This is a genomic window from Nitrospira japonica, assembly GCF_900169565.1.
GTDB classification, from domain to species: Bacteria; Nitrospirota; Nitrospiria; order Nitrospirales; family Nitrospiraceae; genus Nitrospira_C; species Nitrospira_C japonica_A.
The window spans coordinates 1,799,238-1,821,874 of the sequence record NZ_LT828648.1; the positions used below are offsets into that span (position 1 = coordinate 1,799,238).

The window sequence follows — 22,637 nt, forward strand, 5'->3', positions numbered from 1 at the left end:
GCCGTCAAGCCGCTTCCCAATAGCTAGGAGCGATATATGGCAGTAAAGAAAAGGATTTTCATAAGTTTCGACTATGATGTTTCGACTATGATAATGATGTAGGAGCGAAGGTCATGCTGTCAGGGCAATCGGTTTTCCCCGATAGCCCTTTTGAATTCAAAGATGCCTCAGTAAAAGATCACTTGACTGGAGACTGGCAAGAGAAGGTCCGGCGTAAAATGGACAATATTGACGTCGTTATTGTCCTTTGTGGCGAACGCACACACACGGCAAGAGGTGTGGCTGCGGAGCTAACGATTGCGCAGGAGAAGGACAAATCATATTTCCTATTGGCAGCTTACGGAGATAAGCAATGCACGAGGCCGACATCAGCGAAATCCACAGACAAGCTCTACAATTGGACGTGGGAGAACCTCAAGACGCTGATCGACGGAGGTAGATAGGTAACAATGCGAAAGGCGCTCGTGGTCGGAATCAATTTTTACAGTCATGCCTCCGAGCTATATGGTTGTGTTGACGATGCCCATGCCGTAAAGAGCGCCTTAGAGAGAAATAGCGACGGCACTGTAAATTTCGCGGTAAAGCTTCTCACGGGTACTGGACCAAGTGACCGCGTCTTGCGGTCGCAGTTAAGGGAGCACATTCAGGATCTTTTTTCAGATGAGTCCGAAACTGCGCTCTTCTATTTCGCTGGACACGGTCATGTTGAAGCGACTGGTGGGTATCTTATTGCAAGTGATTCGAAAACAGGTGATGAGGGCATACCTTTAGGAGACGTTCTTACGTTTGCAAACCGGTCTGCTGCCAGAAATAGAATCATCGTGCTGGATAGCTGTCACTCCGGAATTGCAGGAACCAACCCTTCGGCACCAACAAACGCCGAAATTAAGGAAGGCACCACGATTCTTACCGCATCCACGGCAGACCAATATGCGAACGAGAAGAACGGCGCCGGTGTATTCACATCGCTTTTCGTTGACGCGCTCAACGGGGCAGCAGGGAACCTAGTGGGCGATGTAACTCCTGGAAGCGTTTATGCACATATTGATCAGTCACTCGGTCCGTGGGATCAGCGCCCGGTGTTCAAAACCAATGTGAAAAGCTTTGTATCTTTACGAAAAGTCCAACCGCCTATTAGCTTGATTGAGCTCCAGCGAATTACAGAGTTTTTCCCTTTTCCAGGATTTGAGTTTAAACTCGATCCCTCATATGAACCAGAGCGGCAAAGCCAAGATTCGACGATTCCAATCCCAAACCCTGTCAACACAGCCAAATTTGCAATCCTTCAAAAGTACAATCGCGTGAACCTCGTTGTTCCCGTGGACGCCCCACATATGTGGCACGCAGCGATGAGCAGCAAGGCTTGCAAGCTTACAGTCCTAGGAGAACACTACCGCAGGCTCGTAGAGCAAAATAGAATTTAGTCTGACTAACGCGCTCACCCCAGGCCATGTTGCCTTCTTAGCGAGCCTGTCAGGAAGCATCGCGCGGAAAGGCAAGGGCAAATGAGTGCCCCTCCTTTGAAGACGTCTGCAGCGAAGCACTGCATCCAACGCGGATACAGACGCCTTAAGGATCGCACTGGCCGCACCTGGGATCACTACTGCGGCTCTGTGCGGCCGTCATCATAAACCGTGGTGTAGAGAAACTCACCGATTTGCAGAGGCACTTTCCACCGAAAGTCAACCAGAATGTGCTGCAATTGACCGTGCAGGCCTCAATTTCTCCTACGGATTAACATATTCTCGATCTGTCTTATTAAGCGTGGCTTTAGGCACGGACTATAACGAATGTCGTATACAGCCAATGTTATAAAGGTGATGATCGCTTCGCCGGTGGATGTGCCCCAAGAACGAAGGATAGTACGCGAACTAATTCACGAGTGGAATGCAATACACTCAGAAGATCGAGGAATCGTCCTAATGCCGGTCTGTTGGGAAACTCATTCATCGCCCGAGATGGGCGACAGACCGCAAGCGATAGTTAATCGACAAGTCTTGAGCGATTCGGATCTGCTTATCGCGGTCTTTTGGACCCGTCTTGGAAGCCCTACTGGTGAAGCTCAAAGCGGAACTGTCGAAGAGATCGAAGAACATCGACGAGCAGGCAAACCCGCGATGATCTATTTCTCTTCCGCACCTGTCCTTCCCGACAGCGTGGATAGTGGGCAATACCAAGCACTTAAGACCTTCAAAGACTCATGCAGAAAGCGTGGACTCATAGAAGAGTACGAAAACTTATCACAATTCAGAGAGAAGTTAGTTCGTCAGCTGGCGCAGACGATAATTCGCAATTTCACGGCAGATGAGGTCAATTTAGCCGATCTGCCGGTGATCCGTCCTGATCCGATCCCTTCCATTTCCAGCGCAGCACGAGAACTATTGCTTGAAGCAACCCAAGATACTAATGGCGTGATCATGCGGCTCCAAACTCACGGGGGAACAAGTGTGGTCACTCATGGTCGGAACTTTGTTAGTAGCAGCGATGCCCGCGAAACGGCTCGCTGGAGAAGCGCTGTCGATGAGTTATATAGGCAGGATATGATTGAGGACAGGACCGGTAAGGGAGAGGTCTTCTTTGTCACCGACCAAGGTTACATCATTGCCGATCGCCTTCGGGACCAGAGTCCTGCATAACCCCGACTGAGTCTTTCTCTACACGGCATTAACAAACCTAGAAATGGTGTGGCCCATGTATCCTGCAAGGCTGTGCAAAGTCCATCCAATCCCGTTGGGACACCAACGCTGCCGAGCTCCACTCACGGCATACACTAGCTAGAGATCCACCGAAACGCACCGTTCGCGCCAGTTTCACTGTCACCTCCGCTGCACATCGCATATATGTGAGCCGTCCCCTTTAAGCCTCATGTTTCCTCCTTCGAAATGTGCGGTAGCTCTCCTCTTTCCGTGAGAGAGCCACCTGCATTTCAAACCAAAGGAGGAAGCACGATGGCGTCTAAGAAACAACAGTTCAAACAGCCGGCCAACACGCTGCGATTTGGCAACATCAAGGCGACAATTTGGGAAAATGGCAGTGAGAACGGTCCGTTCTTCGCAACAACCTTCTCTCGTCCGTACAAAGATCAATCGGGTGCGTGGCGCAATGGGGCTTCATTCGGTCTCAACGATCTAGAAGCCTTGCGCACCGTCGCACGCCAGGCTCAGGAGTGGATCGCCACTCACGCATTGAGGCGGTAAGCCCCTGAGGGGGAAGCTTCCGGCTCTCCGGAGGCTTCCCTCTCAAGCGAGGGTACCTGGAGAATCAATACGTGTATTTGCGCCTTAGGAATTGACCCTATCCTGACACTCTTTTATGCTTCAGCGAAAAATCCAAGACGCTCATGGTCTTTCCTTCAGGTAACTGAGTTAGTACTGAGAGCACCTGATACTCATGCCTTGAGAGAGGAGAATCCGATGCGACTCGCCACCTTTAATGTCGAAAATCTCTTCGACCGACCGAAGATCATGAATCTGCCCAAGTGGAGCGATGGCGCTCAAGTCCTCAAGGACTATGCCCGACTGAACGAGCTTGTCGCTCAGGACTCCTACTCCACGGCCGACAAACAAGAACTGATCAACATCATGGGGAAGTATCCGGGGTTGAACTCGCCGCAGAAGAAAGACAGCAAGTACATCCACCTTAGGGACATCAGAGGTGATTTCTTTAAGAAACCCAAGAGTAAGCCAGTCGAGATCGTAGCCAATGGACGAGGCGACTGGATTGGCTGGTTCGAATTGAAGACGGAACACATCAAAGAAGTGGCCACGGAGAATACCGCCCGCATCGTCCATCTGGTGAATGCCGACATTATTGGGATCGTCGAGGCGGAAGATCGCATGGGATTGACCGAGTTCAATAGTGCCGCGATCAAGAAGATCGGAGGACAGCCCTATGAGCACGTCATGCTGATCGATGGCAATGATGACCGTGGGATCGACGTCGGCATTATGAGCCGCAAAGCCTTTGCCATCGACTCCATGCGCAGTCACGTAGACGACAAGAAGGGTTCATTGTCGATCTTTAGTCGTGATTGTCCCGAATATCTCTTCACGCTGCCATCCGGTACCCGTTTGCTGGTGCTGATCAATCACTTCAAGAGCAAGGGGTATGGGACAGCAGCCTCGTCCAATACCAAGCGAGAGGACCAAGCCAAACGAGTCCGAGAAATTTATGATCTTCGCCGGCAGGAGGGTATCGCCCACATCGCCATTATTGGAGACTTCAATGATATTCCCACCAGCGTGCCGCTAAGTCACCTACTTCAACAGGGATCTGATTTAAAAGATACTAGTCAACATCCCCAGTTCCACGGTGACGGTCGGACCGGCACACATGGGGATGGCGCTGCGTCGAGCAAGTTTGACTACATTTTGCTGTCACCCGCGCTGTGGGCTGTGGTTCAACAAGCCGGGGTCGAGCGACGCGGTGTCTGGGGTGGGAAGAACGGTAAGTTATGGCCGATCTTACCAGAAATGAAATCAGAAAAGGATGCCGCCTCCGACCATGCGGCGCTTTGGGTGGATCTGGCGATCTGATAAACCATGAGCCAGGAAATTGGTCAAGAGAAGCTCGAGCGCCACATATTTCAATTTAGTGTTATGCAAACCCGGCAGGAAGCCTGTTCGGCACATTCACTAAAGGAGCTTTGCATGCGTAGACCACAAGGATTCATGGCGCTCATTCCCCCTTTTTTTCTCGACTGCATAGTCGCTATTGGTCTCTTAGCAAATGACGGTAGCAAGCATTGGGTGGCCACTGGCTTCATGTATGGAGAGTTTTACGAGAAGGTGTCAGATGAAACACAACGATACCACACCTTTTTAGTGACTAACCGTCATGTATTAGCTGGAAAAACGCTCATGTTCGTTAGAGCCAACGTTGAAGGGAAAGAACCAGCAAAAGAATTTAAGTTACCCCTTCAAGATGATAAGGGCAGGCCAATTTGGTTCTCTCACCCCGACCCTGCTGTCGACATTGCCGTTGTGCCAACTGGCTTCGATGCGATAAGACAGGAACACAAGCTCAGATTGAATTTTTTTCGTAGTGATGCTCATGTGCTAGATCTCTCGAGCGCGAGCAAACTTGGTGTGTCGGAAGGTGATGGAGTCTATGTCTTAGGTTTCCCTATGGAGCTCGTAGGAGGAGAACAGAACTATGTAATAGCTCGGCAAGGTATTATTGCGAGAATCAGGGACGCTCTTTCGGGCAGTGCGAAAGAATTCTTGATTGATACCACGATTTTCCCAGGCAACAGTGGCGGCCCTGTCATCATCAGGCCAGAGGCCGTAGCAATTCAGGGGACTCAACCATTAGGTTCGGCCAATCTGATCGGGGTGGTGAAAGGGTACTTACCATATTCTGAGATGGCAATTAGTACCCAAACAAATCAACCACGGATAATATTTCAAGAGAATTCTGGCCTAGCACAGATCATTCCTATCGACCTCGTAAACGAGACAATAGCTGCTTACTGGAAAAGCAAGGAGCACCACTAGAGCCTGTCTGTTTAGCTAGGAAGGTTGAAAATTACTGCGTTGTAAGCAGCGAACTATTGAACCGCGCGTAAGTACGCCGAAGCCAATTAAAATGCTAAGGAACGCAAAGCTAGCAGGCAGGCTGCATATCATTCACGGAAGTGTCCGTGAAGCCTTAACGGGCTAGATTTCATGAGAATTAAGAACATCGCCATAAAAAACTTTCGTTCCATTAAGGACGCCAATCTTCTATTCCCAGAAAATAATTTACTTATTCTGGTAGGGGCTAACAATGCCGGCAAGTCGAACATCGTTAGAACCGTGAACAATATTTTAGGCCCTGAATGGTGGACACACGAGAAACTCCAAGCCCGAGATCATTATGGACATGATACGGACAATCAGATATCGATCAAGCTCTCTTTTGACACACAAGACATAATTTCATTCAAATGGCACTACCAACAATCGCAGTACAAATTGTTCGGTAACGGAAGTTTTCTGACTAACGAATTGAAGGGACAATTTCCGTGTACCTACCTCGGGGCTGACAGAACTTTTGACCGTCAATGTCATTCAACGATTGGACACTGCTGGGAAGAATAAGAAAAACATTCAATCAGCGGTGTGCTTTTCTCGGCGACCAACTCGACCAACAGTTTAGCCAGATTGTGGCTCTCTTTGATCAAGTACAAGGTTTCAGCAAATTCAAACAAGATTTTGCTCGCTTCTTCCAAGAGATGCAGGCAGAAACTCCTTTGAAAATGTCTGTGGTTACCTTGGCCTACACAATTTATACGCTCATATCCGAACTAATCGATTTCGGGTTTGATTAATAAAAGGTTTTACCGAAAGGCTTTTTCGAGCCGGAAATTGAAGGACCACAGGTTATGGTATTTGCCTTGTTATGCTCATACTATATATAGAACAAAGCGATTGACACGCGCCGATGAGTCGAGTATTACCACACGGCATAATGCGCCGAAGTAGGGCAGTCATCTCCCGTACAATGGCGGCGGTACGATCGAAGAACACTACACCAGAACTTACGCTTAAAAAGGCGCTTCGTACTCTACAAAGAAAGTTTCGGTCCCATCCTTCAAACATTCCCGGAAGACCAGATTTCGCGTTCCCAAATCAACGAGTAGCAATCTTCGTTGATGGCGATTTCTGGCATGGTCGCCAGTGGAAACTGCGGGGTCTAGAATCTCTTGATCGACAATTCTCAAGATGCTTGAACAAAGAGTACTGGATTAAAAAGATCAATCGAAATGTCCAGCGCGACAAGAGTAATACCCGGATGCTTCGACGACTGGTCGGTGAGGGGCGCGGGGCGTCTCGGCTAGGGTTGGCGCAGGTGAGCTGATGGGGAAAACAGCAAAACGGACGACCACGGTGACGGTGGAGCTGGGTGAACTGAAAGCGCCCTGGCAGGCCTGGTGTGACGAGCACAAGGTAACTCCGAGCCATGCCCTGCGGAACGCCCTTCGGCAGGCCATGGACCGGAGAGCAACGCGGGCTCCTGCGCCTCGGTTGCGCGTCACGCCGAAGCCTGAACGAGCCACTGCTCGCATGGAAGTGAACCTCACGCCGTCAGAACTCGCTGCCCTGAAGCGGATGGCCGGTCACGAAGGCTGTGTGCCGACGAAATGTGTGGTGGCGATGATCCGCACCAAGTCGACCGGACAGCCGCATCTCGGGCAGCCGGAATTGGAGGGATTGGCCCGGTCGAATCAACAACTGCTTGCCTTGGGCAGGAACTTGAACCAGATTGCGAAAGTCTTCAATACCTCGCCTCGGCACCAAGTTGCGTTTCGCGTCGAGGTCATCACTGAACTCTCTCGCGTGATCCAGGCCCATACGAAGAAGGTGTCCGATCTCTTACGCGGGACGGTAGAGCGCTGGCACATCCAATGAGTGCGGCACACACGAGTATCGATGGGTGGCTCGATGAGTGGGGGAGGCGGCGCTTCAATGTCCCAACGGCGAGCCCATCGCGGCAGTCTTCCAGCACCAGGCACCTTCGTCTTGGTTTACCCGTGAAGGCGAGTACCGGCGGATGACTCAGCACGTCACAGGCTCGTGCCATCGCCATATATGTGCGGCAAATGACCTACTGCTGATCCAACACCGACCCGTTCCTCTTCGAGTTTCTACAGCACGGGATTTCGAGCGGAGAGTTCTGCTCACGACTGGACACCTTTTTTAGCCAACTCCCCAAGGACTTTCGCTATCCAGTCGAAATTCGTAACGCGGGATTGCTCGGTTCTGACTATCGCAAGGTCTTAGAGCATCAGGGCGTCGCCCATGTCTACAACCATTGGTCCTCTATGCCTTCGTTAGGTGAATAGCATCAACGGATGGAGAAACATTTCACGGTGCCCTTCACGGTCTTGCGCCTCCTGACACCACTCAAGATGTCCTATGAAGTCGCGAAGAAACGAGCGGAGCCCTACACCAGGATTGTGGAAGAGCTGCCAGAGATGCGGCGAGATACCGTGGAGCTGGTGAAGAAAGCGGTGGGAGAAAAGCGCACGGCGTATGTCTTGGTGAATAACCGTAGCGAGGGGAATGCGCCCTTGACAATTCAAGCCCTCCGGAATGCGCTGCAGGCTGCGGAGACCTGAGCGCTGCATATTTCTACTTTGGCTTATCCTGCTAGCCTGAAGTGGCCAGTACCGACTGGCAGGCGCTCCTCACCACTACACGATGGCGTGTAATAGCCGACGTAACGCAGGTGAGTCCTTTCTGAAAGGGGACCGAGCTTCTGGCATGTTATCCCAAAGTCAGATCCGTTGCCCTACCAAGGGCCGGGGTCAGATCATCGGAGTGATTTGGTGGATCCAGACGTGCGCTCAATGTAACATGAGCTTGCGTCCAACGTCATCACTGCCCCAGCGTACCAACCTTGCCCTCGATCTTAAATGCTCCTGTTGAGAGCCCAAACACCGTGAAGGTGTAGCAAATGAAATGGCGCCAACGGGCACACAACTGCTGTTACAAATCGGTACCCAGGTCCTCAACAAGAAATTGCGCGCTCGGTACCACCACGGGTACCCGGGCGTGGCGGATGAGTCTGCGTTGCCACTTACCGCGTAGCGCATACTCTTTCTTAATCTCCATGTACCCGCTACACTTTTGATGCTTTCTACTTGACGCTGCACACTTGTCTGCTGTAAATCTTTTCCCGCATTTCGCTTATCGATGAATCATTGCCTTCTGCCGATCCAAGGAGGCTTGATGCATTTGTCAATTACGACATCGCCCAGGATCGGCGCACTGCCACGACAGCTTGCGCAGTCCTCCCCACCCAATTTCAGAGCACTCTTTAACAGCAGAACGCACATTCAACTGCGGCAAAGATCCTGCGGAATTTTCGGCCCGCAAGACTTGGCCAAATACGACTACAACTGTGTCCAAGAAATCGGAAACGGTACAGGTGCTGCGCAGCAAATATGAAAATACTCGGGGAGCCGTTTCTATAGATACCGGCTTTTCACAACATAAGCACGTCACTCCTTACGACTTACAGCTGCCCGTATGGCATCCTTCACTAGCATGTAAGGCCGCTATGGAGCCACTGCATTTTTCCATCGAGTATGGTGCGTGCCCAAATCACATGCAGATGATTACCGAGGCTCTAGAATGGGAGGAGGTCTAAGTATGTATCGCTTAAGTTACTACCCCTGGCTAACACAAAATGTCCCACCGACCGAGATAGACAGGCAGATCCGGGTTTTCGCAAGCACAATTGCTTCAGAATTGAAATCTAGGAATCACTCCAGTCCCGAGGTCGAAGTGTTACCGCCTCTTGATGTGCCCGAGCAGATTTCACAAATCGCTGAGAATAAGGCGGAGATTGCATTGATGAACCCATTGGGATTCATTTTTGCGCGCCGGCGCAATAACAATTTGTCTGCTACAGCCGTTGCATTAAGGATCATTGATGGAAAGGTTGGCGCCGTATACTTTTCTCAGCTCTACACACATAAGAAGACCGCTATACGCAAGCTAAGTGATGTGGTTGGTAAGTCGATAGGCTACGGTGTGGCATATTCCACCTCAAACTTTCTCATTCCGGCTTTCATGCTAAAGCAGGCTGGCGTCCATCCACTCTTGTCGTTTAACCGAGTAGAGTTTCTCAAGGGCCATGAAGTGATTTCCAGAGCTGTCTATGAAGGCAAAGTAGATGTAGGAGCTGGGCACGATGGAGTAATTATTGATCTGGCTAATCAGTCTGGATACGGCGATGCAGGGGATGTGCTCCTCCAGATCGGCCGTTCTGCTCCGCTACCTAGTGATCCCGTAGTTGTAAACGTGAAGGATGCTACTGAACGGAAGCGCTTACAGGAAGCGCTTGTTGCAGCCGGGCAAACAGAATTAGGGAAAATAGCTCTTAAGATCTTTTGGGGCAACACTCAAGGCCTAGAGCCGATTGATTCCAAAGCCTATGACGGACTTTCAGATGCACTTAGTACTCTGAAGCTTGATGAATCTGATTTATTGCGAAAGATCACGTTCTAACAGATTCTTGGACGTACAACGCTGTGCTTGGACACCCTCCCCTCCTCGCTGCACTGTGGAAATTTCGGCAAGCATGGTAATGCTGTCTTTTACATACTTGGGGAAGGAGTCACAAGAATGAAGCTCCGATCAATCGCCGCACAGCAATGGCTCAATAGGATCAGCAAGCGCGATCCTGAATTATTCAAGGAAATCGAGCCGAAGTTCTCTACGGAGTATATTCGCAAAGCAGAATTTGCACCCGACGCACCTTCATCAAGAGCAGCATCTGAACTCGACCAACTCCCGGAATGGTTAATACCCCTTCCGCTAGAGGATGCCACCAAACGGCGAAAACCTGACGAGACCGATATTGCAGATCGAAGAGAGGAAGCAGTCGTTCGAGCTGATACTCGACCCGTTTTTCTCATTAGAGATAATCAGTTTGTCAGAGAAACCGACGGTGGCCCAATGAGGATAAGCTGGGCCAGGCGGATAGAAGCCTTGGCAACAATCAGCCAGCGAATTCAGGCCGTGGGCCGAATCGAATTCGCAAATCATCCAAGTCGAGAATGGGGTGGAACAGGCTGGCTTGTTCGAGACCGAATTGTAGCTACCAATCGGCATGTTGCAAAATTGTTTGCTCGTGCCGATGGTGTTCAGTTTATTTTCCGTCCAGGCCTCAATCCGCTTGAGCCTCTAGGAGTTACAGTCGATTTCCTGGAGGAATTCAATAGTGCAAGAAGCCTTTACGCCAAGGTCCAGAAAGTCCTCTACATTTCACCAGACTCCGGGGCAGATCTGGCGTTATTGCTACTTGCTCATTGGGGCTCGACCGCACCACCTACCCCAATTCCACTATCATCGAGCCTTCCTGCAGAGGATGATTTTGTCGCCACCATCGGATACCCTGCCGAGTCAAGCGATCCGAGGGAACGCGAGCTAGTTCGGAACATTTTTGGAAATGTATTTAACAAGAAACGACTCGCGCCTGGACAAATCATGGCCCCGGAAGGCCAAGATGTCGTCCACGACTGCTCTACACTAAATGGCAATTCTGGATCGGTATTAATCAGCTTGAAATCTGGTGAGGCAGTCGGCCTGCATTACGAGGGATCCTTCATGCGGGCGAACTATGCAGTCCCTGTCGGGGAAATCAAAAAGGCGCTGGTAGATATTGATACGTCCCCCCCTCAATTTCTTGAGCAATCCCCGCGAGTGCAGGAGGCATTGTCGGCGAGGCAAGTGATTGCGGATGATACTACGCTTGTCATTCCCCTAGAAATCCATGTAAGTGTCCGTCTCCCCAAAACATTATCGGCATCAAATGAAGTCAAGGTTCAACCGACTCCCCAATTGAACTTGACCGACCCGCTGGTTACTGCCCGTCAACTACTTGGGAAGCGATCGGAAGTACTTCGAATTTATCTTGGCAAGCGGGTGCGAAAGGGGTGGATCACCGACGAGGATGCCATCATTGTCGAAGTGCGGGAGAAACTTTCGTCGGCTCGACTTCAAGACGCCAATATCCAACCAATTCCGGAAACAATTAGCGGTATGCCAGTCGACATACAGGTTGCTTCAGTATGGACCCAACTCAAAACACTGGGCATTGACTTTACCGAAAGACTCCTGGAGGCCCCACCAGGAATCAACTATCGAGAACCTCCCAATTTGTCGCTGAAGACCGTTCATGAGCACATGGAGGCAATATTCCACGTCAGCCCAGATAGCGGCTTTCCACAACTACAAACACTATTTTCAAAAGTAACGCGCACACTGACAGCAACCATGTATGAATGGGATGCTGAGCATATTTTCGAATCGCTCCGACAAGCCATAGAACCTGCTGGTCGCACTCTGCTGATGGTCACCCAGCCGCCCAAGAAACGATCCCGTCCTTCTCTTGATATTAATGTTGCTCGCCTAAAGACTATTCTGGGGGATAGACTGAAGCACGCTTCGGCTGCAGTTTTTGCACCACGTAACTTGTTCGATACCTCTTACCATATCAAAGTAGCAGTAGCAGATCGCGAATCGGTGTGGCTCTCAAGTGGGAACTGGAAGGATTCTGGGCAACCCAACATTCACCCTGCAGCCACTGGTGAAACTACCTGGGCACCGCTGCTAGACCATAATCGTGAATGGCATGCATTAATACACAATGCCAATCTTGCAGGACAGTTTGAGGATTATATCCAGTACGATTATGAGCAGTCCAAGGTTGTTCGAGAACCTGAAGCGCCCCCTTTCGAATGGCCAGACTTGTTTGTACCTTTACCAGATGCGGCCCGTGTTCTAGAAGCCCCGCGAGGGAAACCGAACTACTTCCAACCACTGATCCTCAGTCGCCGAATACGGATCACACCTTTGTTGACGCCAGACTATGAAGACTTCATCGACGCAGTGCTCTCCCTTATCCGAGGGGCCGACCGTAGCCTCCTTATTCAAAATCAGTCTTTCAACTTACTCAAGGAACACAATCGACCCAAGTTCGAGGAGTTTTTTGAGATTCTCATTGCAAAGCAAAAAAGGGGTCTTGATGTTCGCATTATTATACGAGATGCTTCGGAATTCCCTGGTAATGCAGAAGAGAAGCAAGACAACCTCCTGACTCGATTAGTACGAAGGGGGTTAGGGCTCGACAGGATCAGGCTCCAATCAAACTGCCACACGAAAGGAATCATTGTCGATGGGGCCAAAGTTCTCTTGGGCAGCCATAACCTCACTAATGCCGGCACACATACGAATCGTGACGCGAGTCTGATCGTGGATGATAATGAAGTCGCTCGGTACTTCAGAGATGTGTTCGAATTTGATTGGACCAATCTGGCAGGGTCGCGTATCCCGGAAGCCCCGCCAGCGATTCGCCTTGCCCCTAAGGGGGAACCTGCTCCTCCGGGTATGATCAGAATCAATGCATCAGAAATTTTCGATAGTGATTTTCCAAATCTCTCATTCTTCGCAAGAAGGCGAGCAAGCTAGAGCCAGGAACACCTTTCGCGGGAAACCTTGGCCTGTTATTGTTGTTACTCCGCACCAGGCACAGGTCTCTTTGGAATAGGAGATGATATGGCGAACCCCAAGGTCATATTTGTCGCATTTGCCATTGAGGACGAAAGGCAGAGAGACTTCCTCAAAGGACAGTCCTTGAATACTCAATGTCCGTTCGAGTACGTCGATATGTCGGTGAAAGAGGCGTATTCGTCGGAGTGGAAAGAGCGTGTTCGCACCCGCATTCGCCGTTCGGATGGCGTGATCGCACTGGTCAGTAGGAACTCTTTGAATTCAAGTGGGCAGAAATGGGAGCTTCAGTGCGCACGAGGTGAAACCAAGCCAATTCTTGGTATTTGGGCGTACACACATGACAGAACCTATCTGCCGGACCTCGCGACTATCCCATGGACTTGGGAAACTATTGGGAGGTTTATCAATGACATCTAGAATCGCAGTGATCGTCGGCATCGATCTCTACGAGCATTACAAAAGGCTCTATGGATGTGTTAACGATGCGAACTCAGTCAAGAGTGTTTTGGAGCGTCACGATGATGGTTCTCTCAATTTTGAGTGCAAGCTTCTGACCGGAAGCAGTCAAACTAATCCGATTACGAAATTCCAACTAAGAGATAGCCTGAGTCAACTATTTATGGCGAACGTTGATTATGCTCTATTCTATTTCGCAGGGCATGGTGACATTACCGCAACGGACACTTACCTTCTCACATCTGATTCCAGACGTAGCGACGATGGGATATCTCTCACTGAGATACTCCAAATGGCCAACGATGCAGCCAAGAAGATCCGGTCAAGAAACAGAGCGATTGTTTTGGACTGCTGTTATTCGGGGAGTGCCGGAACGCCACCCGTAACTGGGGAACTTGCACTCTTGTCGCAAGGGCTTACAATACTTACTGCATCCACTGCAGAGCAGTATTCTACTGAACAGGACGGGAGAGGCCTCTTCACAAGTCTGTTCGTTGATGCACTAACTGGCAGTGCCGCAAGCATTACCGGCCACATTACTTTCGGCAGCATCTATGCGCACGTCGATCAGTCTCTTGGGAAGCTAGGACAACGCCCAGTATTTAAGACAAACGTCCATGAGTTCGTTCCCATAAGAACGGTGCGTGCGCCAATAGCGCTTGCTGATCTTAAGAGGATAGCGGAGTTTTTCCCGTCCGATGAATATCCATTTCCGTTGAATCCATCATTCGAGCCAGAGGTTAAGGGGCGCGGTCCTGGCATGCCACCACCAGACCCTCGGAATACTGAGAAGTTTCGAATTCTCCAAGCGTATAACCGAATTAACTTGGTTGTTCCTGTAGATGCCCCGCACATGTGGCATGCAGCGATGGAATACAAATCATGCAAACTCACCCCACTTGGGATGCACTATCGTCGGCTCGTTCAGAATGGTCGGATATGATGACTGAATGCCCGCGCTGCTCTACCTTAGCGCGTAACCGGTCGACTGGCATGTCCAAATGACAATCGGAATTATCTATTCCTACACGCCAGAAGTTCTAGCAGTGGTAAAGAGGATGGACTCATGCTTTGAGGATCTTGGACACAAAGTGGAGACGAATTACAAGAATGGCATTAACCCTGAAGCAGGATGGGTTCTACAGGTCTGCGCGATGTTAAAAAAGTGTGATGTCGTACTTCGGTGCATCATAATGTCGACGATGTCAAACAGACTCATAGTGGGCAGTGGAGAGGTTTGCGTGAAAAGTTAGCTTTTCTGCGAGCCAACCAGATACCCAACACAGCCACGATGATTGAGCCATGGGTAAATGCTAACGACGAGGAATTTAGGAGCCTGTGCCTATGGTTTACCCAACTATTCAAAGAAATGCGTGGCCAGAATCAATAATGCCACGCCACGGCATGGGAATTCACGTCAACGCTCGGCAAGTGTTCGCTAAGAACAGGAAGGTACATCGCAATGCCTCGATTGCCACAGACATGGTCTCGTGGACAACGCCCCATGCGCCGTGACTCGCTTTTCTTCAGTATAGCCAAGTTGTAACGAGAGACGATGAAAGAACTCCGGCAAACTAAACTTACTTTTGGTCTTGAACCTGAAGTCGATCTGTATCGTGTTTCGGCGCGTCTTGGGTTTCGGGATTTCCGAAAGACATCTTGTATTGTCCGATCAGTCACGGCCAGAGATCATCACACCTGCCAATTTTGTGGTTTCAGGAGCGCTAAGTATCAACAGATTGTACCAGTAAGTGAACCTTTGCGTGATCTCAATAATCTCGTCACAAGCTGTATATTTTGTGAACAAGTTGCCCACTTAAATCTTGTTCCACAATACCGCTCAGGCGTGCTCATCTGGCTCCCTGAAGTATCACAAATTGAGTTGAATCGAGTCATGCCCGCCGTCTATGTTTGCCGAATTACCCAGGGGCTGGGTGCCACTAAGGCTCGTTCAGTCCTAGATCGCCTCGTGGAAACTCGGGGACACGCCCGAAGGCGCTTCGGAAGCGATGATCCAGAAGAATTGGTAAAATCTCTTCGAACTCGGAAGGAGGGCATGCATGCACAATTGCAACCACCGGTGATAGAAGAGGGACTTAGACTCATGCCGTTGGATCGCCGTATCGTCCGTGAGAGCGAGCTAGAATTCAATCAGTTCCCACAAATTCTCGCATTTTGGCGATCAAAGAATGGGCCGCTTTACGGAGAAAAAGCCTCAACGATTCTAGAGCACTTCATCGAAAGGTTAACAAAACGAGACGGTCCATATCGCGGAAACCAATAGACACAAACCAGCCCCCCCTCTACCAGGGCATTTGCCAGCCAAGCTATCAAGATATTGGGAGTTCGATTTTTTTAGGTAGATTTACAGCTATCGGATCGTCATCCAACATATTGACCATCCCTGTTGGATTGATGGAAAAATTAGCAATGAAAAGCGCATTTGAATAAAAGACTACCCCGTCGCATAAGAAGTGACCCTTCTCATTGATGCCTTCAAATGTAGCAGGCCGCACAACCCCTTCTAATGCACGTTGGACGTCAGCGTGCCGAGGAATCATTGGGTCTTTGGGATCTTCGACGATGTAAAACGGGCCCTCTTCACCACGTACAAAGAAATTGAAGAACCGGAGATAATCCAAGGCATTTTTTTGGTTCAGCTTGATTGGCGCTTTTTTATTCACCTGGTGAATCGGCGGCGATGTGCCATTCAGCCAATAAAACGCTCGCTGCTCACCTTCCTCAATTAGATAGTAAAGGTAAAGATCAGGTTTCTGCCAATTGGAATCGGCAACGCGCAGCAAAGAAACTTGATCGTACCAACTCAGCCGGGCTAGCTTAATATCTGTCGTCTCCCGACTGATACAGTAGCTATTGTCCATTGAAGTAAGCGTCGCGATCAAACGCTCCCTGACCTCTCTGGGAACATCGTTCCATACATAATTCCACACATTGCCGGAAGAAGCAGACAGTACTGACGAGTCAGGGCTCAACATCTTACTTCTTGGAGGTGTTGGGAGATATTTTACAACCTCAAAACCTGACGTCTCTAGGGCATCAATGAGCTCCTGGTCAGGAGCCGGATAGGACCCATTTTCTGCCTCTTTCTTATAAAATTCCACGAAGGTGTCAGCCAGTGATTCTCCGCTAATAGAATCCAATTGCGAGATGGGTGCACCAAGTAATAGAAGCGTCTTAACCGCATCAATATGCCCGTACCGCATGGCAAGCAAGATAGGTGCGGGGCGTTCATTTGTCACCGCATCCAGGGGTACATGATTCTCGTGGAGATGTCTAATGATCTCGCTGTGTCCACCCTCCGCAGCAAGATGAATAGGCATGATCAAAGGTGTTCTTGCTGGGTACTCAAGGTCTGCCCCGGCCCTAACTAAACAACGCACAATCTCCAAGTGCCCTTCTTGTATCGCGAGATGGAGTGGCGTGAAACCAAAAGCGTCTAGATGGTCCACTGGATGATCTTTTGAAAGAAGAAAATTTACGATAGCAACATTACCAGACAGAACTCCGTAATGTAGTAGCGACGGGATATTCTCCCTAGCACTTAACGGGCTATCAACCCTTTGATATAGTTGGCTCACTACATTAAGTGCACCAGCCAAACATGCAAGGGTGATAGGCGTATGGTTGTCTTTTGCTATTAAATCTGGAGTTGCTCCATGATCGAGGAGCAACATTACGACATCGAAGTGGGCTCTTGCCGCTGCAAGATGAAGGGGACGGTACCCCTCGGTGTTTTGTGCGTCAATCTTTGCACGATTGCGTAGGAGAAATTGTACGACCTCCGTATCACCTTTGTAAGACCAGAAGTGAAGTGGTGACCATTCTTCTTCAATCTTGATTGGATCTTCCGAAATATAGGACTGTAGATCCGCTCTTTCCGAAGCTAATGCTTGTGCGCCGGCGAAAGCCTTTCGCGCAAGAGCTGCTATCAATGGTGTTTGGCCCTTGCCATTTCTATCTCGGACTTCTTTGTTTGCACCATTGGCACAAAGTTGCTTGACGATTTTCACGCCATCATGACGACCGGCAAAATGCAGAGGCGTCTCCCCGGAACCACTTGGTAAATTTGGATTAGCTCTTGCTTCTAGTAGGTATGAGACGACTTCATCGTGCCCTGACGCAACGGCAAAGTGCAGTGGTGTCCAGTCAAATTCACTGATATCGCCACATTTCTTCTTGTCCTGGCGGTAATTAATTCGAGTTTTGGCTTTTTCGGTATCAGACCAACAGCTATTCAAGGCAGGTGCATCGACATTTACATGAGACTCGAACAAGCATTTAACCACGTCCATGTGCCCGTTGTGGGCTGCGATATGAAGCGCAGTTGCTTGATTAGGAAGGGATGCATCGAGATCTGCGCCTATTTCTCGAAGGATGCGAATTACCGCTGGATGGTTCTCCCTCGCTGCATAGTGGACCGCCTTCCAGCCGTCTTTTGTCGATTCATTAGCATCAGCTCCCAACTCATTGAGAACCTGAATCGCCTCCAGGGCACCGTTCGAAGCCGCGATATGGAGAGGTGTTTGCCCCATGGCATTACGACATACAAGTAATGTCTTGTCTTTCTCAACGAGAGAATGAACACAGTGCACATGGTTGGAGCTGGCCGCCGTGTGAATAGGCGCAGTCTCATGAGGAGTGTCTGTTCCTCCAAGATACACATCTTTCGTAAGAAGGCGCTTAAGACAATCCAAAGATCCAGAGGCGGCGGCATAATGAATTGGGCGCCAGCCTTCCTTGTCAGGAAAATCTGGATTCGCCTTGTATTCCAGCAATATGTCCAGGAGATCGGCATTGCCGTAGAAGCACGGCGCGAAAATCGCAGTCCTGTGCTTGGAGTTCTGAACATTTACGCTACTGGGATCAGCCTGAAGCATCTCACGTACGATATCGTTGCGGTTGTAATTCGCCGCCAATATCAAATGGTGTGTCTGGCCAATAGAACTCTCGACCAATTCTCCGGGCCTGCAATGCAGACGAATGAGATTCAGGCAAAATTCTCGAAGCTCTTGGTTCCTTTCCGAAGTATTGGTTACCTTCTCGTCGAACAGTTTGTCGTACCAGACTGCAAGGATAATTGCAGCGTCCTTCACGAAGAGAGAGTCCGCAATGACCTTAAGTGTAACACTAGCATGTTCCTCACCAGCCTTTTCTGACACCTTCGCTAATACCTTTTGAAGTGCCTTCAGTGTTGCGGCCTGTTCGTGAACTGGACCCTCCGCCTCCAACCATGATTTGGCCGCAGTCCAATGTTCCAACACTGCCTCGTGAACCAGACGAACTCGTTTACCCTCTTCAGGAATTAGAAGCTTATTGTCGATCAGTGATTCTGCTAACACTCTTGGACCAAATTCTGTAGGAATGGCAGCATCAGGGAAAGAGAACCGATCATCTGCAATGTCTTGTAGAACCACCAAACGCCGCAATAGAGTGCCGACCATGCCATCTTCCCATGATAGCCCTATTTTCTTCTTCGCTTTGCCCCATGCGTCCTCAGCCAGTTGCGTGATAGCATCATCAATCCGCAAATAGCCGCGCGAATTATCCTCAGTCACAGTAAAAAGCTCATCGTGATCCAGTTCCTGACCATGATCCTTATCCTGGTCCAGTAGCCGTATTTTGGGAGATCTTGCCTCTTCGCTGCCTTCTCCGGAGTTGATGGTAGACCCTTGCGGTTCGCCTCCTTTTACGTCCGAAAACCGGTCTGATATTTGTGAAGCGTATTCTTTCCTCCGCTGCTGTTTTTCCTGTATTAACCCTTCTGCATGTTCATAGAGTCGTTTTAGGGTGACGGAAACCAGTGGAAGGGAACTACCAGGTTGGTCCTTTCTTCTTGGGTTGTCTCCATACTGTCGAATACTTTCCGCTATAAGTTCTACTGCACGATCGTCGAGTTTAATTCGATTAGTGAGTTTAAAGGAGGTGTGGATAATATTTTTCATCCCTGATTCGGTCGGAATACCGATATATTGCTTCCAGCCATCAGAAAATAATTCGTTCAAGCCCTTGTGGTGAGCCATGCGCTCTACACGATTACTTCGTAAGGTCATGAACAGAGAGATGCCGGTAACCCCAAGGGCTAGCTTGATGAAATTAACAACTGCATCCAAGCCTGGACGCAGCCTGGCATCGTCAAGCATGTCGACGAATTCCTCAAACTGATCGAACCCAAGGAGAAAGGAGATATTGCTCAGCTCAGGATTGCGCCGATTACAATCTAACAATTGTTCAATGCGCCGTGCACACCACTGAGCTTTAGCCTCTGGAGGAGGAAAGACATCAAATTGGCTCAGCTCGTCTTCCACGACCTGTGTGGGGAGTGGATCATGGGGGCGACTACACTTCAATTCTGTGGCAATGCTCTTCACACAGCGATGGAATACCTTGCGGAGCACCACGTCGGCTAGATCGACGTCCGTCTGTGTCTGATTATCCAGGATGCTGCGCGGCACAATTTCGTTTGGCCGCATAACGCACGGTATCGATTGCCCTCTATGAGTTTCGCTCACAAGCCGCCCAATAATGCCGGCACGGATAAAGGATGATTTACCGCAACCACTTGGCCCAATAATCCAATGGCATCTGACCTTTTCAGGGTGATTCAGTGCCCTGGTGTACGCAACGTGCGCTTCGGTTAGATCTTCTCTTAGCCAGCAATAAAGTGAGGAGTCTTGTACGTCATAGTATTCCAGCCCCTTAAAAATGTTGCGACCTTCAGAAGGTGCGTGAAGCCTCAGCTGCGCTACGAGAAATTGCCGAAGATCAGAGATGAATGAATCGTCGCTTTCTGTGAAATGTACGGTTACGTTTAATCTTGGTGATCTAAGGAATTGCACTAAATTGTACAGCTGCTGAATATGCTCCTTTGTGTCCTGTAGCAATCGGCAGTACGCATCAGATTGGTTGGGAAATTTGTCTCCTAATCTCCCTCGTAAAAATCGGTTACCCCAGCCTCCGTCCATAGGTGGTAGAATCCCACCGGTATCCGTTGGCCCAATAAAACGGAGATGTAGCGGTGGCTGTCTCTCGGGGCTAAGCCGGTTTGCTGCCACCGTGGCTAGTAATTCGAATGTGCTGCCTGTCAGCGCAAATCCGCCTTTTTCCGCTTTCTCCGGTTTCCACGGATGGACAAGTCCATAGTCTTTTTCCTCCTTTTTTAAGGGATCCAGAGGTGCCAGACACTCTATTGTGAAATTCTCTCCTAATGGGGTACCAATCTGTTCTCCAAAAAAGCAGATAACTGCTTTGCATAAGGGATCATCAGGCCGATACATTTGCAACTGGGCTGGGATGGCATCGTTACGCTCAGAAGGTCTATCATCTATCTCATAGGCCACGATTTTGTGCGCTTGGGCATCGCGTATGTCACTCTGTAGTTCATTGAGAAGATCCACTGCTCTATTTCGCAGACGCTGTACGTCGCGCGGAGACGCAATGAAAACACCAGGTTCCGTCAATCGCGGAAAGTTAGGCGCTGCCATGTCTCAGACCAATCCGTTGCATGACTGATCGAAAGGAGATTCTCGCTTCAGTCGATAGGTTTTCGTCACCTGATGTATCAGTGAAATCACAGGACACCATGCCTTCCGCATGACCCATTTCCAAACGTTCTCGACAAGTCGGAGCCAAGATGGATCTCATAGAGGTGAAAGTTCCCACGTCTACCTGTACCCATCGAGACACGTCCCTGGGGGATCTTGCCCTGTTCAGGCTGTCTGTCAGGCCCAGGCTAGCTCATCTGTCCTTCATTGCCCAAAGCTGCTACTAGTCTAGGCACGTCAGCGACATCAACTGCTATCGGTGTTCCTTTGTTAGCCCTCACGGAGCTCGCTTGCGTTGCCATATCTATTCCGCCTCTAATCCGTGTTCCGCTACCCAGTTGGTCATAATCTGGGTTATTCACGTCTCCTCTGAAAAGATATGTAAAGTCCAGTATATGTTTTGTTGTGCCTATGGGCCGTTCGACATCCGGCAAGAAATATTCTGAGGGGATTGTGTAATCAGTATGATAGAAGCCGGCATACTCACAATGATTATTGCCTGCCAACAGTTTAGGAAGTTGAATGGGGCACGTCGGCAATCTCTGCCTCTCCTCTTCGGTAATTGGCAATAAGAAGGTTGCCCTCCCAGATACAGTATCAGAAGCACCGTTAATTGTTCGCATTGATAGGTCCAATGCCTTGTCGAGGGAATCAACAAGGGACGGATTCCATCCCTCCTCTGCCGAATCAACGAGTTCGAGCAAGTCATTCATGCCTTTGGCGAGGCGGCCGGACTTTACCATGTGACCAATGGAGTTAATCGAAAAAGCTATGCCGCCCGGTATCCGATGATCGTGCCACCATCTCCCGTCACCGTGAGCCGCAAAGTAATTGATTCCCGTAGGCCATTTCCAGGTAGTTTTGCTATTCCCCGGTATTTCAAGATACAACTCATCAAAGTAAATCTGGTCCGGTTCGACCTCTTGTCTCAGATATAGAAAGGCAAGTCTTCTGGCTAAACGCATCATCGTAGCATCTGGCAGTGCACTGGAAAGTCTCGGTGAGACCGCAAAAATAATAAACGCGTTCTTCCGGCCGTAGAACCCATCACGTGTCCATCGAGTTCGTGCATCTTGAATAAGAGACAGGACTTCCTCATCCGATTTATAGAGGTCCTCCTCCAACAACACACAGTACTCAATCAGATCCAACCTGGCAGCAACTCGTCCAAAAAGGCAGGGCTGATAGCGTTCGAGCCACTTACCTAGAATCTTCGCAATGGCATCCTTCCTGCCCTTAGAGGCTTCATCAAATAGCATTGCTTGGGCTTCTCTAATTTCAGCGCTGAAGTCCTGGCGTTGGCGCCAGCTATCAGGCTGTACCTGAGCGTAAATCTGTGCGATAGATTCAATCATTTGATGCACCCCTTGTCTTGCTAGAGTTGGGTACTGGGACCCGTGTTGAAGGTTCCCATCTGAGCACCCACAGGTCGCAGTACCGTGGCTCTCTTCACCACGGTACTGATAATCAAGGGTGGCTACCGTCCTGCTCACCCCAGGCACAAGATTGTTGGTGTTCCAGCTCCGAAAACTTTGCCTAATGAAGACTCGAATGGCCCAAATCTTCCCCGTCGTTATCCATTAAGGACATAGAGTCAAACTCAGCACTTCAACAT

18 protein-coding genes are annotated in these 22,637 nt (G+C 49.7%); 16 read left to right on the plus strand and 2 right to left on the minus strand.

The genetic code is table 11. The annotated features are described in order from the left end of the window. Positions 1–113 precede the first annotated feature (113 nt). The 16 genes from NSJP_RS08635 to NSJP_RS19235 all read left to right on the plus strand — a co-directional run bounded on the left by NSJP_RS08635 (position 114) and on the right by NSJP_RS19235 (position 15,744). On the plus strand, positions 114–443 hold the full coding sequence (locus tag NSJP_RS08635) for a TIR domain-containing protein (RefSeq protein ID WP_080886503.1): 330 nt from the start codon (positions 114–116) through the stop codon (positions 441–443). Positions 444–449: 6 nt separating this feature from the next. Continuing rightward, positions 450–1,424 carry a caspase family protein gene (locus tag NSJP_RS08640; RefSeq protein WP_080886504.1) on the plus strand — a complete coding sequence of 325 codons (975 nt, stop codon included), beginning with the start codon at positions 450–452 and terminating at the stop codon, positions 1,422–1,424. Between the two features lie 366 nt (positions 1,425–1,790). Beyond that, positions 1,791–2,636, plus strand: coding sequence for a DUF4062 domain-containing protein (locus NSJP_RS08645; protein WP_080886505.1), 846 nt, complete (start codon positions 1,791–1,793; stop codon positions 2,634–2,636). Between the two features lie 312 nt (positions 2,637–2,948). Further along, positions 2,949–3,197 carry a hypothetical protein gene (locus NSJP_RS08650; RefSeq protein ID WP_080886506.1) on the plus strand — a complete coding sequence of 83 codons (249 nt, stop codon included), beginning with the start codon at positions 2,949–2,951 and terminating at the stop codon, positions 3,195–3,197. 216 nt (positions 3,198–3,413) lie between these two features. Then, the gene (locus NSJP_RS08655) at positions 3,414–4,535 is read left to right on the plus strand and encodes an endonuclease/exonuclease/phosphatase family protein (RefSeq protein WP_080886507.1); all 1,122 of its coding nucleotides are present in this window, start codon (positions 3,414–3,416) and stop codon (positions 4,533–4,535) included. Positions 4,536–4,541: 6 nt separating this feature from the next. After that, positions 4,542–5,495 (plus strand): S1 family peptidase, encoded by a 954-nt coding sequence (locus NSJP_RS08660; RefSeq protein WP_080886508.1) that lies wholly within the window; start codon positions 4,542–4,544, stop codon positions 5,493–5,495. A gap of 171 nt (positions 5,496–5,666) precedes the next feature. After that, entirely contained in the window at positions 5,667–6,080 is a 414-nt protein-coding gene (locus tag NSJP_RS20085) for an AAA family ATPase (protein WP_080886509.1), read from the plus strand. Then, the gene (locus NSJP_RS19500) at positions 6,044–6,310 is read left to right on the plus strand and encodes a hypothetical protein (RefSeq protein WP_080886510.1); all 267 of its coding nucleotides are present in this window, start codon (positions 6,044–6,046) and stop codon (positions 6,308–6,310) included. Before NSJP_RS20085 ends, NSJP_RS19500 begins: the two co-directional genes overlap by 37 nt. Positions 6,311–6,483: 173 nt before the next feature. Next, complete coding sequence (locus NSJP_RS20090; RefSeq protein ID WP_197685501.1) at positions 6,484–6,840, plus strand: very short patch repair endonuclease; 357 nt, start codon at positions 6,484–6,486, stop codon at positions 6,838–6,840. Then, on the plus strand, positions 6,840–7,391 hold the full coding sequence (locus NSJP_RS08680) for a plasmid mobilization relaxosome protein MobC (protein WP_080886512.1): 552 nt from the start codon (positions 6,840–6,842) through the stop codon (positions 7,389–7,391). The genes NSJP_RS20090 and NSJP_RS08680 overlap by 1 nt, the downstream gene beginning before the upstream one ends. A gap of 443 nt (positions 7,392–7,834) precedes the next feature. Beyond that, positions 7,835–8,101, plus strand: a complete 267-nt coding sequence (locus NSJP_RS19940; RefSeq protein WP_080886513.1) for a DUF72 domain-containing protein — start codon at positions 7,835–7,837, stop codon at positions 8,099–8,101. A 1,036-nt stretch (positions 8,102–9,137) separates the two neighbouring features. Further along, entirely contained in the window at positions 9,138–9,998 is an 861-nt protein-coding gene (locus NSJP_RS08690) for a phosphate/phosphite/phosphonate ABC transporter substrate-binding protein (protein ID WP_172834242.1), read from the plus strand. 117 nt (positions 9,999–10,115) lie between these two features. Beyond that, a complete protein-coding gene (locus NSJP_RS08695; RefSeq protein WP_080886515.1) occupies positions 10,116–12,962 on the plus strand; it encodes a phospholipase D-like domain-containing protein in 2,847 nt (948 codons plus the stop codon). Positions 12,963–13,049: 87 nt separating this feature from the next. After that, on the plus strand, positions 13,050–13,421 hold the full coding sequence (locus tag NSJP_RS08700) for a TIR domain-containing protein (protein WP_080886516.1): 372 nt from the start codon (positions 13,050–13,052) through the stop codon (positions 13,419–13,421). Then, positions 13,411–14,403, plus strand: a complete 993-nt coding sequence (locus NSJP_RS08705; protein WP_080886517.1) for a caspase family protein — start codon at positions 13,411–13,413, stop codon at positions 14,401–14,403. The genes NSJP_RS08700 and NSJP_RS08705 overlap by 11 nt, the downstream gene beginning before the upstream one ends. Before the next feature lie 612 nt (positions 14,404–15,015). Further along, on the plus strand, positions 15,016–15,744 hold the full coding sequence (locus NSJP_RS19235) for a type IV secretion protein DotN (protein ID WP_155969999.1): 729 nt from the start codon (positions 15,016–15,018) through the stop codon (positions 15,742–15,744). A gap of 46 nt (positions 15,745–15,790) precedes the next feature. On the opposite strand, the gene NSJP_RS08710 is transcribed toward NSJP_RS19235, so the two are convergent. Both NSJP_RS08710 and NSJP_RS08715 read right to left on the minus strand, forming a co-directional pair. Further along, complete coding sequence (locus NSJP_RS08710) at positions 15,791–20,962, minus strand: ankyrin repeat domain-containing protein (RefSeq protein ID WP_080886518.1); 5,172 nt, start codon at positions 20,960–20,962, stop codon at positions 15,791–15,793. A gap of 248 nt (positions 20,963–21,210) precedes the next feature. Beyond that, on the minus strand, positions 21,211–22,377 hold the full coding sequence (locus tag NSJP_RS08715; protein WP_080886519.1) for a hypothetical protein: 1,167 nt from the start codon (positions 22,375–22,377) through the stop codon (positions 21,211–21,213). Positions 22,378–22,637: the final 260 nt, after the last annotated feature.

What these genes read in the sequence shown, in the direction of transcription:
- NSJP_RS08635 (WP_080886503.1), top strand. Translation starts at nt 114, where the DNA reads ATGCTGTCAGGGCAATCGGTTTTCCCCGATAGCCCTTTTGAATTCAAA.
- NSJP_RS08640 (WP_080886504.1), top strand. Translation starts at nt 450, where the DNA reads ATGCGAAAGGCGCTCGTGGTCGGAATCAATTTTTACAGTCATGCCTCC.
- NSJP_RS08645 (WP_080886505.1), top strand. Translation starts at nt 1,791, where the DNA reads ATGTCGTATACAGCCAATGTTATAAAGGTGATGATCGCTTCGCCGGTG.
- NSJP_RS08650 (WP_080886506.1), top strand. Translation starts at nt 2,949, where the DNA reads ATGGCGTCTAAGAAACAACAGTTCAAACAGCCGGCCAACACGCTGCGA.
- NSJP_RS08655 (WP_080886507.1), top strand. Translation starts at nt 3,414, where the DNA reads ATGCGACTCGCCACCTTTAATGTCGAAAATCTCTTCGACCGACCGAAG.
- NSJP_RS08660 (WP_080886508.1), top strand. Translation starts at nt 4,542, where the DNA reads ATGAGCCAGGAAATTGGTCAAGAGAAGCTCGAGCGCCACATATTTCAA.
- NSJP_RS20085 (WP_080886509.1), top strand. Translation starts at nt 5,667, where the DNA reads ATGAGAATTAAGAACATCGCCATAAAAAACTTTCGTTCCATTAAGGAC.
- NSJP_RS19500 (WP_080886510.1), top strand. Translation starts at nt 6,044, where the DNA reads ATGTCATTCAACGATTGGACACTGCTGGGAAGAATAAGAAAAACATTC.
- NSJP_RS20090 (WP_197685501.1), top strand. Translation starts at nt 6,484, where the DNA reads ATGGCGGCGGTACGATCGAAGAACACTACACCAGAACTTACGCTTAAA.
- NSJP_RS08680 (WP_080886512.1), top strand. Translation starts at nt 6,840, where the DNA reads ATGGGGAAAACAGCAAAACGGACGACCACGGTGACGGTGGAGCTGGGT.
- NSJP_RS19940 (WP_080886513.1), top strand. Translation starts at nt 7,835, where the DNA reads ATGGAGAAACATTTCACGGTGCCCTTCACGGTCTTGCGCCTCCTGACA.
- NSJP_RS08690 (WP_172834242.1), top strand. Translation starts at nt 9,138, where the DNA reads ATGTATCGCTTAAGTTACTACCCCTGGCTAACACAAAATGTCCCACCG.
- NSJP_RS08695 (WP_080886515.1), top strand. Translation starts at nt 10,116, where the DNA reads ATGAAGCTCCGATCAATCGCCGCACAGCAATGGCTCAATAGGATCAGC.
- NSJP_RS08700 (WP_080886516.1), top strand. Translation starts at nt 13,050, where the DNA reads ATGGCGAACCCCAAGGTCATATTTGTCGCATTTGCCATTGAGGACGAA.
- NSJP_RS08705 (WP_080886517.1), top strand. Translation starts at nt 13,411, where the DNA reads ATGACATCTAGAATCGCAGTGATCGTCGGCATCGATCTCTACGAGCAT.
- NSJP_RS19235 (WP_155969999.1), top strand. Translation starts at nt 15,016, where the DNA reads ATGAAAGAACTCCGGCAAACTAAACTTACTTTTGGTCTTGAACCTGAA.
- NSJP_RS08710 (WP_080886518.1), bottom strand. Translation starts at nt 20,962, where the DNA reads ATGGCAGCGCCTAACTTTCCGCGATTGACGGAACCTGGTGTTTTCATT.
- NSJP_RS08715 (WP_080886519.1), bottom strand. Translation starts at nt 22,377, where the DNA reads ATGATTGAATCTATCGCACAGATTTACGCTCAGGTACAGCCTGATAGC.